Source organism: Candidatus Cardinium sp. cByotN1 (assembly GCF_022810525.1).
In the GTDB taxonomy this organism is placed as follows: Bacteria; Bacteroidota; Bacteroidia; order Cytophagales; family Amoebophilaceae; genus Cardinium.
Genome location: NZ_JAACGG010000083.1, coordinates 1 through 13,492, shown reverse-complemented (window position 1 = coordinate 13,492; position 13,492 = coordinate 1). Strand labels below are relative to the sequence as shown.

Here is a 13,492-nt window from a genome sequence, read left to right as displayed (position 1 = left end):
CCATAGTGGTGAATAGATACTTTTCTTTTTATGTGTAGTCCTGACAAAATAGTAAATAAATACAGCGAGTTTCCTAAAAAGTCTACTAACCTACGTAAATCTATTAGGAGCAATGTCAGAAAAGCATTTCTTTTTTTTGATAAAGAAATCAAATAGTATGTTCCCTTTATATCTATAAGGCAAGTAGGCCAAGGAAGGTTTAGCCAAACCTTCCTTGTTAAGTCTAAAAAAATCTATTTGTGCTCGCACAATAGCCCAGCCATTTGTAAACTTAGTGAGGGCAACCATCCGAAAAAAAGCTAATAGGTTCAACCCTATATTTTTTGTAGTACGACCCCAATTATTGCCATGATGCTTATAGAGCATCAGTAACCTATTTCTAAAATTTAAGTAGGTTTTCCTAGGACTATTATAAGCCAATGTAGCCCCTCCTAGATGATAAACGGTGCTGTCAGCACAATAATAAACTTGCCAACTAGCAAGATAAGCACGCCAACAAAAATCAATTTCCTCAAAATGAGCAAAAAAAAGCTCATCAAACCCCCCTAGTGCATGAAAGGCTTTGGCACGTACCAATAGACACGCCCCACTCGCCCAAAAAATCGGTCGTGTATCGTTGTATTGCCCATGATCTTTTTCAAGATGATTAAAAATTCTTCCTCGGCAAAAGGGATAGCCATAATCATCTATAAATCCACCAGCCCCTCCAGCATAGTCAAATTGATCCGGTTGTATGAGCGAAAGTATTTTAGGTTGGCAGCATGCAATAGCAGGGTTACCCTCCATAAGGCTTACCAATCCTTTTAGCCAGTCTACTGTAACGAGTAAATCATTGTTTAAGAGCAAGTAATAGGTAGCTTCAATCTGCTTTAGGGCTAAATTATACCCTTTTGCCACACCATAATTAGACTGATAGACGATACATTTTACCTCCGGAAATTGATGCTGTAAATAAGCTACTGATCCATCCGTAGAAGCATTATCGACTACTATAATGGGATAGCCATCGCTATAAAGCAATAAGGTAGGTAAGTATTGTTTTAGTAATGCTAAACCATTATGGTTTAACAACACAATGGCCAGATTGGGTGAATGGTTATTAGTTAAAGTAGTCTGTTTATGCCATTCCTGCATGCTTTTCCATCATTTCTTGGATCTTATGGTCTACCTCTTCCAATGCTAAGTTCGTAGCACCTACTATGAGATCCTGAACCATTTTTTGATCTGATTTATTCAATAACGTTTCATCTATTGAAACAGAAAGTAGTTTTTTACCCCCGCTCACCGTTACCTGAACCAATCCAGCCCCTGTTTCTTTGGTTATCGTAATTTGTTCAATCTGCTTTTTGACCAGCTCCATTGTACCTCGCAGTTGGTCCATTTCTCCAAATAGCTTTTTTATGTCCATAATAATTAGATAAACATTAATGTAATAATAAGGTTAAATAGCTCATCTGCTTTTTTTATGAGCTTGCACGATTTGGATTATACAATAGCGTATAGGGGCTAAACTATGTATGAACACAAGCCATACTGCAAGCATTACTATAGTACAATGGTGTGCTATAAGCAGTGGGCTAAAAAGCCAAATAAGTATAGGCAGATCTATCAAAAGCATACACAACCCTGCAACCAGATAAAATAAATAACTAGGTCTCATACCATCCAATATTTGTGTCAAATAAACTTTGTCATAGCTTATTAGCGTATTTAACAACCAGGTTAGACCTAAAAATATAAAGAATTGTTGCATCCCTAATTTAAATCGACAAGTTTGCAAGATTTGAGCAGGTCTTATTTTACAAGACAACATGGTTAGCGCTCCAATAGCAAGCATCACTAAAGAAAAAAACATAGGAAATCTAACTGGAAAGATCTTTTGGATACAACTGAGCTCAGTTAGCCTATTAGATTGAGGTTTTATGAGTAAAAATAGTAGTTCAGAGAGTAGTAAAAGTAAAAAGATAAGTTGCACGTTATATTTTGACACAGGTAGAACTTGGGTATCTTTTTTAGCAGAATCTTTAAACCCGGCAGATAACTTGTCAAGCCATTGCTCAGGTATCAGTGCAACCAGGAGACTACTGGCTACTGTTATGCCAATTGTAATGGCAATCATCATACCCAACAGATTCAATATGGGTAACCCACTATTGCCTACAACAATTATAAGAAACATACCTAACATGGATAAAGGACTAACTAATAATGCCATATGTGCAGCAATCTCAAGTGCAACAATTAAGCGAGCCTTACTTTTGCCAGGCCTATTTTCTTCACATAGAGATCGACATAACCACTTTTTATCTCCTGTTAAAAAGACTAAACCATAGCAAAGCAGCAGAATAAAAAGCGAATAACCGTGGTTGGATTTTTCTAGAAAAGCAGTGAATTTGTTTTTTAACAGATAAAAAAAACCAGCTGTTTCCAGCGTAGCCATCAAAAGTAACCAAGTAGCTTGCAAGAGCATTAAATCATGAGGCGGAGCCGCAGGTTGTACCCAAAAGGTTGATAAACCCAGGCCCAATCCACTGAATAACCCAACGGAAATGCCACCCAAACGCAACCCTATTATAAGCAGCAATAAGAGGATACCCCATCCAATTGTAATCATCATATAATGCATTAAACATTTATCAACCAGCTACCCCTATATAAACCAGTAAAAAACCAATGCCAATTGCACCAGCAACTGCCATTAAACCTGGTAACATGAAACTGTGGTTAAAAAGAAATTTACCAATTCGGGTGGTGCCTGTTGTATCCAAATTAATAGCAGCCAACATGGTTGGATAAATAGGGATAATAAAAACACCATTAACTGCTGCTGCAGAAGCCAATAATATTTTAGGTGGAATGCCTAATGCTATACCCAATGGAAATACTGCTTTAATTGTGGCAGCCGAGCTACCCATAATAGCAGCCATTAAAACTAAAATAATAGCAAATTGCCAAGGGTGAGAAAGATAAGCTGATATAAACTGGAGTAAAACGGGTTTATTACTTTGTACAAAAGTACTGCTTAACCAAGCAACACCCAAAAGCGAAAACATTCCTTGTACACCAGCAATAAATGCTTTACCCCTCGTAATAGACTTAGGTGAAACTCGGCACAACAACATAATCAATGCTGCAGTGGAGAGCATAACAATTGGAAGAATAGCATCAGATGACAGCGATACTTTTATGCCATTTACCATCCAAGATGGGCGCAATGTTTGCATAGCATTCATTAAAACAATAACAAAACTACCGAGTAAGAAAGATACAATAGAAAGTTTAGCTACGGTAGAAGTTTGAGGCAGGTCCGAGAGATGGCCAGTAGGTGCTACTATTTTAGGCTCAACCATTGACGAAGCTGGCATATCTTTACTCAGCAGACTGGTTACAAATGTTGCCATTAATAATCCGCCCATTGTTGATGGAATGATAATCTTAAAAATGGTTAACATGGCTATTCCAGAAGCATTTAATAATCCGCTTAGAATAACCATTATAGAAGAAATGGGGCTGGCAAGCGCACCGTGTAAAGCGGCAATAACAGAAAGCGATAAAGGTCGTTCTGGGCGAATACCTACTTCTTTAGAAACCTCTGCAATAACAGGAAGAATAGAATAAGCGATGTGGTTAGTACCACCTAAGAAGGTAATTGCATAAGTTACCATAGGACTAATATATATGATGCTACGCGGATGTTTTCTGATACACAACTCAGCCAATTGTACCAAGTAGCGCAACCCACCTGCAGCCTCTATCGTACCAACTGCAGCAACTACTGCAGCAATACAAAGCATTACATCAAAAGGGGGATTGGCTGGAGCAGCCCCTAAAAGCAACATAACCAATACGCCCAAACCTCCCAGCATACTTAGGCTAATGCCTTGTAAACGAGCGCCCAAAAAAGAAGCAAGTAGAAGTATAGTTAAGCCTATAAAAAGCATGCCACCAAAAAATTAATTATGTATTAAAAAACGTTCCAAACAGGAAGACTATTACTGCTTATTTTAAAATGCTAGGAGAAACAAAATAACTCAAATATAGGTATAACGATACGAATAATAAAAGATTTATATACAAGTAATTTACCCAATCAAAAACTTTCATTGATTTCAAATCAATCATTTCTTCCAACTTATTTTTGCTATGTGTCAGTTATGGCTATTACCTTGAAAGGATCAAAAAAAATTTGTTTAAATGTTTTTTATTATGTATTATAAAATTGCACCCAAGATACAATATCATTTCATTGTTTCTTGCATTTTAAGGTATTTTCTTAAGGTATTTTTCTATGCAATACGATAGAGCTTTCATCAAACCTACCAGCTTAATACGAGCTGTTTGGATATGTGTTTTTGTATTGACAAGTGCTTGTAATAAAATAAAAAACACCTATAACATAAGTAAGTCATCTAATCAGCTCTACACATTTTTCAACTCTGAAATTAACTGTTGTAATGACTATACTTCGCTTGAACCTAATAACTATAACAAAGAGTTCGTGGAATACATAATAGAACGGCTTAAATGCTGTTATGCTAGCTATGAAAAAATTGACAAAGATACTACTGATGAAGATATTAAGCAATATATTAAATGTATGCTATATGATTGTAACGTTAACGTATTTAAGGATATTGTTACATACAGCATTGATACAATCAATTCATCAGGTCAAACGAACCAAAAGAGATCTGTTATATTATTTTTTTACGATTTATTAATAAGCTTATTAAATACATTCCCTTCCAGATGGAATTCTGCTATAGAAGCTAATAATCAATATGATAGTATTTCTAGTCCAATATTAGAAAAAATAGCATTTATATCAAAGATGCTTGCAAGCTGCCTCCAACAGGAGGAAAAAGCTAAAAATAGTAGCTTTTCTGATCAATTAGAAGTACTAAAATCACTTATTAATAAACATATATTTGAACGCTTAAAATTTAAGGAAGCGCTATTATCAGCAGCTAACTACGGCCATGTAAAACTAATAGGTACCCTCCTGCGAATGGTATTGGAACTATCTGGACCCAAACAATACCTCAAAATGCTTTGTACACCTTTAGATGTAGGTACTAACAGTGACAATAAGTGGAATACTATGCTTGCTAGAGCATTATTGAGCTGTAGTTATGCAGAAGAAGTGATAGAATGCTTAGTGAGTAATCTGAGTCATGTTATGAACTATTTTCCTCAGGATATAGCAATAAAAAGCTATTTTTTAGGTCAACCAGTTCAGTCCACACCTACTAAATACCAAACTGCACTATATTTGGCTATTGAAAATAACGAGCCTGCGCTAGTGCAATGCTTACTAAAACTGGGTGCTAATCCAAATATTAGAAGATAGTTCAGGACAGACTCCTCTCCATATCGCTGCTAAACATGCTTCTGTTGAAATCATTCAATTTTTACTAAAATTTGGTGCTAATCCAAGTACACAAGATCATTTAGGGAAACCTGCTCTTTCTCCAAAACGCATCTTAGAACGGGCCCTAAATCCAAAATTGGTAAGCTGTTCAAACCATATTTTAGACCTTCCAAAAGCAATATTACTCGAACACTTACAAAGATTAAAAAGCTATGTGGACCATTTGTTAGAAAGACCTTTCACAACATATGATAGTCAAGAGGAGCTACTCCTAGAGGCTATAAAAAATCAGGTGTGCGATTTGAGTAGACTTGAATGTCCGTTGAATTTGCCGACCGAAGAAATACTAATCTGGTTAGAGGTATACCAATATGCCAGAATGGATCCGGACCAAAGAAGCTGTGATAGCACGGCAACTTGTGCCAGCAGTGGTTTGGGGCATCCACTATATTATAGGCCTTTATCGGTTGCTTCTGTAACTAAACCGATAGATACTTACAGTCTATATGCTTTTTAATAACTAAAAAGTACTGACCAAACTTTTAAATTATTTACCTCTAAACATTAGATTATAACTTATCTTTATGTTGTTTGATATACAATTACTTATGATAATAGCTTTTTTATTATCAACTTTATTGGTCGTTTTTTGCACTGTTAGAAGATTTACCACCTTTCGAGCCTATGCTGTAGGCAATAGGCAATTTTCTACGGCCAGTTTGGTATCTACTGCATTAGCTTGTTATTATGGCGGAGGCACACTCACCACTAACATAACACAATTCTGTCATGGAATCTACTGGGTCGGTTTTAGATGCTTTGGTATTATTGCTGCCTTTTCTATGCTCAGTTGGTTAAGCACACGTATGTCTCAGTTTATGTATCATATCTCAATGCCAGAAACCATGGGGCGTGCATATGGGAAATATACAAGGGTTATTACCGCTTTATTGAGTGTTGGTTTTTCTACTACGCTTATTGCTGCGCAAGTTTATATCATGTCTAGAGTTATAAGTATATGTATAAACTCAGTTAACCCATTACTCATTACCATACTAGCCGCTCTAATGCTTGTTAGCTATGCTACCTTTGGGGGAATTCGCGCAGTTGTCTTTACAGATATATGGCAATGGATTACCTTTTGTTGCCTCATTTGCACCTTAGCTTGGTTTATGTTTAAACAAACAGATCGTTCGTTTTATGAAATAATTGCATCTGTAACCAGTCAAAAAAAATTTCATTTGCGAAGCCTATTTCCTAATTATAACAAGCTAGTCACTACATTACGATACCTCTCCGCTCTGGTTAGCTGTATAGAACCTGCTTTTATGCAAAATGTCTATATGTCTTCTAGTCCCTTTCAAGCAAAAAAAATGTTTTTATATGCTGCTATTTTGGGCTTTATGATCATGCTTTGTTGCGCGCTAGTTGGTTTATTTACCTTTGTATGGATACCACCGAATTTATCAGAACCCGATACTTGGCATTATATAATGGCCCATATTTCTCCTTTTTTAAAAGGTATGATTGCGACTTGTTTATTAGCTTTAGCTATGTCCACAGCTGATTCTAGATTACATATCTGTGCGGTTATGATCAGTTATGATATACTACCCATTATATGGCCAAGTCACTTTAGAAAAAATCCTTCCTGTTTATATTATTATAGGATAGCGCATGCTGCTATATTAGTAATAGCTATGCTTAGTATCGGTACCGCCTTGATTATTAGGGACTTCTGGATTGTAGGTAGTGCAATTAACTGGTATATCCGTTGGTATCTGCCTATAGTAGGGGCTCCATTTATTTTAGCTGTTTTAGGATTCCGTACTACTGAACGTATTGCGTTAATAGGTATGCTAATAGGTATACTAAGTGTTTTTACTTGGCGCAAATGGATCTATCCTATACTCGGCACAGACAATAGTAGTTTTTTATGCATGTTGTTAAATGGTTCAGCCATGCTTACTGCACATTATTTATTCCGGCACTCAAAGGATGCAAAAGATTCAAATGATGCATTTCAACAAATTAAATAACTTCATAACTAAAAGATCATAGAGAAAATATAAAAATGCTTGTTTAAATTATTTTTATTGCTTACTATAAAATTGTAATCTATTTATTTCTATTTAATATCGGTTTGCATGCAACACAATAAATCCTTCACTAGTCATTCCAACTTAGTAGCAATAGGCTTTGTAATGCTTTTGCTATGCACTGCTAGCTGTAGCCAAACAACTGTTAAACATGATGTTAAGCAGTCTGTTGAATCAATGTCTGAAACTAACCTATTTAGTCAATCTTTTTCTGGCACTGATTCTGAGAAAATTTATGCCAGGTATATTCAACACCTTAATGAGTGTAGCATCCAAAAATTTGAATGTATAGTTGAATGTGAAATTCATATAATGCTTTCACAAAGCGAAGAGCAACAACAAGCTGCTAGCTCTTTAGCTAATATATTGGTACATTTACTAAGTTCACTAACACCATTGAAAGAAGGCTTTACTACCGCACTTGAGAATTCGTCTGGCCAAACACTTAGTAAAATAGCCATTTTATTAAACAAGCTTTCAAGTCATGCTCAAACACTTCAATCAGATTCATTAAAAAAATTCAAATCGCTTACGCATGATTATATCATTTCAACAGTGGCTTTTAACGAGGCCTTATCATCAGCAGTCGAACGCGCTCCTATAGATGTAGTCAATACAGTACTATCAAGTATATGCCAAATATATCAATCAGACCCCTCCCAAATACGCCAAATTATTTGTATGCCTTTAAAATCAGGTAATTATAGCTTGCTTTACAAAGCACTATTACGTTCTAGATCTGATTCAATAGCAATGATACTTTGCTTGGTACGTCATCTAGTTGATATAGAGCCTTGGCTTAATGATGATACTTCTTTGCTTTCGCATATAAAACTTCTGCCTCTGGATATAAAAAGTTGTTTTTTAGACCAACAAGTTGAATATGCTCCTGGTAAATATCATACGGCCCTACATTTTGCCATTGAAAACGCTAACTCTCAACAAGTTCAATGCCTATTAGAGCTTGGAGCTGATCCAAACATAAAAGATAGTTCAGGAAAAACCGCTTTACATTTGGCTTTTGGAAGAAATGAACCTGTTATAGTTGGATACTTACTGAAGTATGGTGCTAGCCTATGTCTAAAAAATAGCCAAGGAGTAACTATTTTTTCTATGGATCAGATGTTTAATAAAGTTTTAAACTTATGCGAGCGTCTATGCCGTTCGAGAAGATTAGCGTCTAAGCGTCAGAAACGAGCAATAACTGATTTAAGAGATATGTTACTTGGATTTAAAACCTTATGGAAATCAGGTGTCTTTCGTAACCAATATAATTTGTTACGTGCTCAATACCGAAATCTAGTTCTAGGCGCTTACAAATCTTTCCACCAAAACTTTCCCTACGGACAGGGTTCGGAACACTATTATACATGCCAGAAAATTACGAATTGGTTAATTTTGTGTAATAATATACTAGGCCTTGATAGCCAACTAATGTTTGATGATGTAAGCATGTCTCCTAGTCCAAAAAGTGATGATAGCTATGATAGCCAACTAACCTGTGATAGCGCAGTAACGCATGCGAGCAGTGGTATCGGCCATCCCCTCTACTGTAAGCCTTTGTCCGGTACTCCTAACAATTATAAGGAGCAATGCGCAAAGCCTGTATGCTTTTCAATAAGCTCTTTTTAGAGAAACTGGGCCAAATAGATAAGAGTTATCAACCTTATATAGATAAGTAAGCTGTCCACAAAAACTTATCCATTTATCTACATTACTAGTTACCTTAACAAGGTAGATAACTTAAAAATGATTAAGTGAACATGTAGAGTCAAGATACAACCAAAGTTATTAAGAATATAGTTATATACTTTTTATTAACAATTCTTCTCCTTACTCTATAGCTGAAAGGTCCATCTACTAGAGAATAAAAATTTGATGAAGCGGTATATTCAAGCAAAAACTACATTACTTTTACAAGTATTTTAAGTATAATTACTTTTTAATCAACTATATTCAGGCCATATAAAGTTAATGATTGAAGAAAGTAAATACCCATTTCTGATCCCGATCGGTTGGTGGATAAATGCAATCTACTAAGTACGATTATACACAATCTTATTTTAGAAGTTATACTTTTACACAAATCCACAGCCTAATAAAAATAAGTTTCTTGATTTATATCAAATTACTTATAATAACTCCTAGATAAGTGTGGATAAGTAAGCTTGTTGCTGAGCTTGCTCAGTCTAATCATAAAACGTTTATCCTACCTTGAACCTTTCTTAATTATGGATAATTTTTTCTCCAGAGATATAACACTCCTTGCAGGATTAGATAAAGGACAATTACTTAAGGATGAACTGGGTATACATACTTATGAAGATCTTTTGAAGTATTATCCATTTCGGTATGAAGATCGAAGTACCCAATCTACTATTGCATCATTAACCCTTACCCCTGCAAGTGTACAATTACAAGGTTACATTAGAAAGCTGCAAAAAATCGATAAGGGAAAAAAAAAATTGGTAGCACTATTTGAAGATAATACAGGACAGTTAAATCTTATATGGTTTCATAGTATTTCCTGGATTATAAAGAAAATAAAAGCTAATGTACTTTACTATGTTTGGGGTAAGCCCATTTTTTTACCAAATGGCCAAAAACAAATTATTCATCCGGAAATAAATTCGGTAATCGATAAAGCATATAAAACAAGCAACTTGTTGCCCGTATATCATAGTACAGAAAAGCTAAAAAGAAATCAACTGGATAATAAAAAAATTGCTTCTTTACAAAAAAAGTTGTTGGCTCAACTCAGTGGAGTTATAGAAGAAACTTTACCAGGTTACCTATTGATACGTTATCGACTTCCATCTTTAGTAGAAGCTTTTATACATATTCATTTCCCTACTAACCAAACCCTATTAAAACAAGCTCAAAGGAGACTTAAGTTTGAGGAGTTGTTTTTTATTCAGTTAAAATTGCTTAAAGTAAGGCAAGTACGTTCAGAAAAAGAAAAAGGTAAAATCTTTAATGATTTATCGTTATTCAACCTATTTTATCATAATCATTTACCTTTTAGCTTGACCAATGGTCAAAAGGAGACTATCAGAGCAATATATAGGGATTTAAGTTCTGGTAAGCAGATGAATAGGCTTCTACAAGGTGATGTAGGAAGTGGTAAAACCATTGTTGCTTTTCTTGCCATGCTCATGGCAATAGGTAATGGGGCGCAAGTGGCGATTATGGCTCCTACTGAAATTTTGGCCAAACAGCATTTTGAACGTTTTTGCCTTTTTAGCCAGCAGTTGAACCTGCATATTGCTTTACTTACAGGGAGTACTAAAAAGAAGGAAAGGGAACATATTTTATATCGACTTAAAGTAGGCATACTACACATTATAGTGGGCACGCATGCCTTGCTAAGCGATGACGTTTCGTTTCATGAGTTAGGTTTTTTTGTAATAGATGAACAGCATCGTTTTGGTGTTGCACAGCGTGCTGGTCTTTTAACGAAAAATCGAATTTATGCACCTCACATACTCATTATGACCGCTACTCCTATTCCAAGAACTTTAGCTATGACTTTTTATGGTGACTTGGATCTTTCTACTATTTATGAATTACCATCAGGTAGACAACCTGTTAAGACACAACACTTTTATGAAAACTTTCGTTTAAAAGTCTTTCAATTTATAAGAGAACAACTTTTATTGGGTAGACAAATATATATAGTCTACCCCCTTATTGAAGCCTCTGCTTCATTGGATTATAATCATCTAATGGCTGGTTATGAATCTATTACTAGGGCTTTTCCCGATATTACTATTGGAATGATACATGGCAAAATGGATAGCGTGGCTAAGGATATAGAAATGAAGCGTTTTGAAAAAAATGAGACGCGTATTCTAGTTACTACGACGGTTATAGAGGTAGGTGTTAATATACCTAACGCAACAGTGATGGTTATAGAAAGTGCGGAGCGATTTGGATTATCTCAATTGCACCAGTTGCGTGGAAGGGTCGGCCGTGGTAGTGAACAATCCTATTGTATTTTAATGACCGATTATCGTTTAAACAAAACAAGTAAAGAAAGAATAGAAACCATGGTTAAAACAAGTAATGGGTTTGAAATAGCGGAGTTGGATCTTAAACTCCGTGGTCCAGGGGATCTAATGGGATTGCAGCAAAGTGGTGCCTTAAATTTAAAAATAGCTGATCTCTCAAAAGATGCTGCTATTTTAGAAGTAGCGCGTGATGTAGCTAAAGCAATCATTGAACAAGATCCGGATTTTCAGCATCCCATTAACTTGCCAATTCATAGAGAATATACTAGATTACTTGCTGTAGCTGGATATTGGAATAAAATAGGATAAAGATAGCGTAAAGAACCTTTTTTAATTTTTTTGTTTGGTCTTTTCATAGACGCTCAATCAATACTTATAAACAGTTCACTATGTCACTGTACAAAAGTTTTGTAGAAAAATTTAGCCACATTCGCTTGCTCCATCAAGTGGAGGCGCTTTTGTCATGGGATCAACAAACTTATATGCCTGCTGGTGCAATTGATATTCGTGCTAAACAACTTGCTTACATGGCTAGCCTAGCACATACAGAAGCAACTAGTAGTATGTATCGCGATACATTAGCCGAAATGATCGATATCGATACGGAAACAGTTAAATTGCAAGGGTTATCCTTAGTGCAACAATCCAACCTTAGGCAATGGTGTAGAGATTTTAAAAAAAACAACAAACTACCTCAAGATTTTGTTGAGGCCTACTATACCACTACCACCACTGCAACAGAAGTATGGAAAAAAGCGCGACAAGCTGCGAATTTTTCTTTATTTAGCCCCTGGCTTGAGAAGATTGTAACTCTTAATAGAGAAAAAGCCAATCTGTTAGGCTATCTAGATAGTCCTTATGATGCCCTTATCGACTTATATGAACCTGGTGTAAACACTTCTACCTTATCCATTCTTTTTGCTGATTTATCTGATTTTTTATCTTCTCTTGTAAGAAGAACCAATGGAAAAGATAGCCCTTATGAGGGCTATTTTAAGTATTCTTTTCCACAAGCAGCACAAATGGAGTTTGGTTATTTGCTCTTACAGGCGATGGGGATTGGGGGTGAACATAGTAGGTTAGATTGCTCTGTTCATCCTTTTTGTTCTGGAATACATCCTTCTGATGTAAGATTAACCACTAGTTTTAATGGTGGTTTGTTGGCACATATTTTTGCTGTTTTACACGAAGGTGGCTATGGACTTTATGAGTTAGGCCTTCCCAAAGAGGAATGGGCTACACCTGCTGGTCAGGCTGCCTCTATGGGATTACATGAAAGTCAATCCAGATGGTGGGAAGTGATGATCGGCAAATCTTTGCCTTTTTGGTCTTATATTTACCCTCTATTTCAAAAACAATTTCCTCAGTTTAATTCACTATCACTTGCTGATTTTTACCGACATATTAACCATGTGAAAGCTTCGCATATTCGTATTTATGCAGATGAAGTAACCTATTCGTTGCATATTATTCTTAGATTTGAAATAGAAAAACAGTTAATAGAAGGAACAATTCATGTAACAGATATTCCAGAGATTTGGAATACCGCTATGCAAAAACTTTTAGGTATTACACCTAAAAATGACTCAGAAGGGTGTTTACAAGATATTCATTGGTCTTCAGGTTATTTTGGTTACTTTCCAAGTTACGCATTAGGTAATATTTATGCAGCCCAATATTTTGCTGCCTTTGCTAAATCTTTTCCAGACTGGCAAGTGAAAGTAACTAATGGATCGTTTACCTTTATAAATGACTGGTTGCGCCAAGAGATTCATCGATTTGGTAGAATGTATAATGCGCAAGAAAGTATGAAGCGTATTACCGGTTGTCCGATATCTGTAGAACCTTATAAAGATTATCTTTCAAATAAGTATAAAGCACTTTTTGCTGCATAGAACTAGTAGAACTACTATGGTAGGTGTTTGTGCAATGGCGTCAACTGAAGGAATCAGTTGATTAAGAAGGCTTTAAAAAAATAATATCATTTTTATCAGTATCTGTTCCTGACACTG

The 13,492-nt window shown here is 35.6% G+C and carries 10 protein-coding genes; 6 read left to right on the top strand and 4 right to left on the bottom strand.

The window, feature by feature from the left end; genetic code table 11:
• Positions 1–90 precede the first annotated feature (90 nt).
• The 4 genes from MUW73_RS02480 to MUW73_RS02465 are packed head-to-tail and all read right to left on the bottom strand — an operon-like array spanning position 91 to position 3,941.
• A complete protein-coding gene (locus MUW73_RS02480) occupies positions 91–1,134 on the bottom strand; it encodes a glycosyltransferase family 2 protein (protein ID WP_243017954.1) in 1,044 nt (347 codons plus the stop codon).
• A complete protein-coding gene (locus MUW73_RS02475) occupies positions 1,118–1,408 on the bottom strand; it encodes a YbaB/EbfC family nucleoid-associated protein (protein WP_243017955.1) in 291 nt (96 codons plus the stop codon). Before MUW73_RS02475 ends, MUW73_RS02480 begins: the two co-directional genes overlap by 17 nt.
• Positions 1,409–1,450: 42 nt before the next feature.
• Positions 1,451–2,617, bottom strand: a complete 1,167-nt coding sequence (locus tag MUW73_RS02470; RefSeq protein ID WP_243017956.1) for an anaerobic C4-dicarboxylate transporter family protein — start codon at positions 2,615–2,617, stop codon at positions 1,451–1,453.
• 19 nt (positions 2,618–2,636) lie between these two features.
• Positions 2,637–3,941, bottom strand: a complete 1,305-nt coding sequence (locus MUW73_RS02465; RefSeq protein WP_243017957.1) for an anaerobic C4-dicarboxylate transporter family protein — start codon at positions 3,939–3,941, stop codon at positions 2,637–2,639.
• Between the two features lie 347 nt (positions 3,942–4,288).
• On the opposite strand from MUW73_RS02465, the gene MUW73_RS02460 reads away from it, so the two are divergent.
• From MUW73_RS02460 to MUW73_RS02435, 6 genes are all read left to right on the top strand, one after another.
• Entirely contained in the window at positions 4,289–5,350 is a 1,062-nt protein-coding gene (locus MUW73_RS02460) for an ankyrin repeat domain-containing protein (protein ID WP_243575220.1), read from the top strand.
• Positions 5,325–5,888: an ankyrin repeat domain-containing protein gene (locus tag MUW73_RS02455; RefSeq protein ID WP_243017959.1), complete on the top strand. Its 564-nt coding sequence runs from the start codon at positions 5,325–5,327 to the stop codon at positions 5,886–5,888. Before MUW73_RS02460 ends, MUW73_RS02455 begins: the two co-directional genes overlap by 26 nt.
• Before the next feature lie 67 nt (positions 5,889–5,955).
• A complete protein-coding gene (locus tag MUW73_RS02450) occupies positions 5,956–7,410 on the top strand; it encodes a sodium:solute symporter family protein (protein ID WP_243575219.1) in 1,455 nt (484 codons plus the stop codon).
• 108 nt (positions 7,411–7,518) lie between these two features.
• Positions 7,519–9,102, top strand: a complete 1,584-nt coding sequence (locus MUW73_RS02445; RefSeq protein WP_243017962.1) for an ankyrin repeat domain-containing protein — start codon at positions 7,519–7,521, stop codon at positions 9,100–9,102.
• Positions 9,103–9,701: 599 nt separating this feature from the next.
• Positions 9,702–11,789 (top strand): ATP-dependent DNA helicase RecG, encoded by a 2,088-nt coding sequence (recG, locus tag MUW73_RS02440; protein WP_243017963.1) that lies wholly within the window; start codon positions 9,702–9,704, stop codon positions 11,787–11,789.
• Between the two features lie 80 nt (positions 11,790–11,869).
• Positions 11,870–13,375 (top strand): carboxypeptidase M32, encoded by a 1,506-nt coding sequence (locus tag MUW73_RS02435; RefSeq protein ID WP_243017964.1) that lies wholly within the window; start codon positions 11,870–11,872, stop codon positions 13,373–13,375.
• Positions 13,376–13,492: the final 117 nt, after the last annotated feature.

Coding starts and splice junctions, on each gene's coding strand:
- MUW73_RS02480 (WP_243017954.1), bottom strand. CDS start 1,134: ATGCAGGAATGGCATAAACAGACTACTTTAACTAATAACCATTCACCC.
- MUW73_RS02475 (WP_243017955.1), bottom strand. CDS start 1,408: ATGGACATAAAAAAGCTATTTGGAGAAATGGACCAACTGCGAGGTACA.
- MUW73_RS02470 (WP_243017956.1), bottom strand. CDS start 2,617: ATGATGATTACAATTGGATGGGGTATCCTCTTATTGCTGCTTATAATA.
- MUW73_RS02465 (WP_243017957.1), bottom strand. CDS start 3,941: ATGCTTTTTATAGGCTTAACTATACTTCTACTTGCTTCTTTTTTGGGC.
- MUW73_RS02460 (WP_243575220.1), top strand. CDS start 4,289: ATGCAATACGATAGAGCTTTCATCAAACCTACCAGCTTAATACGAGCT.
- MUW73_RS02450 (WP_243575219.1), top strand. CDS start 5,956: ATGTTGTTTGATATACAATTACTTATGATAATAGCTTTTTTATTATCA.
- MUW73_RS02445 (WP_243017962.1), top strand. CDS start 7,519: ATGCAACACAATAAATCCTTCACTAGTCATTCCAACTTAGTAGCAATA.
- recG (WP_243017963.1), top strand. CDS start 9,702: ATGGATAATTTTTTCTCCAGAGATATAACACTCCTTGCAGGATTAGAT.
- MUW73_RS02435 (WP_243017964.1), top strand. CDS start 11,870: ATGTCACTGTACAAAAGTTTTGTAGAAAAATTTAGCCACATTCGCTTG.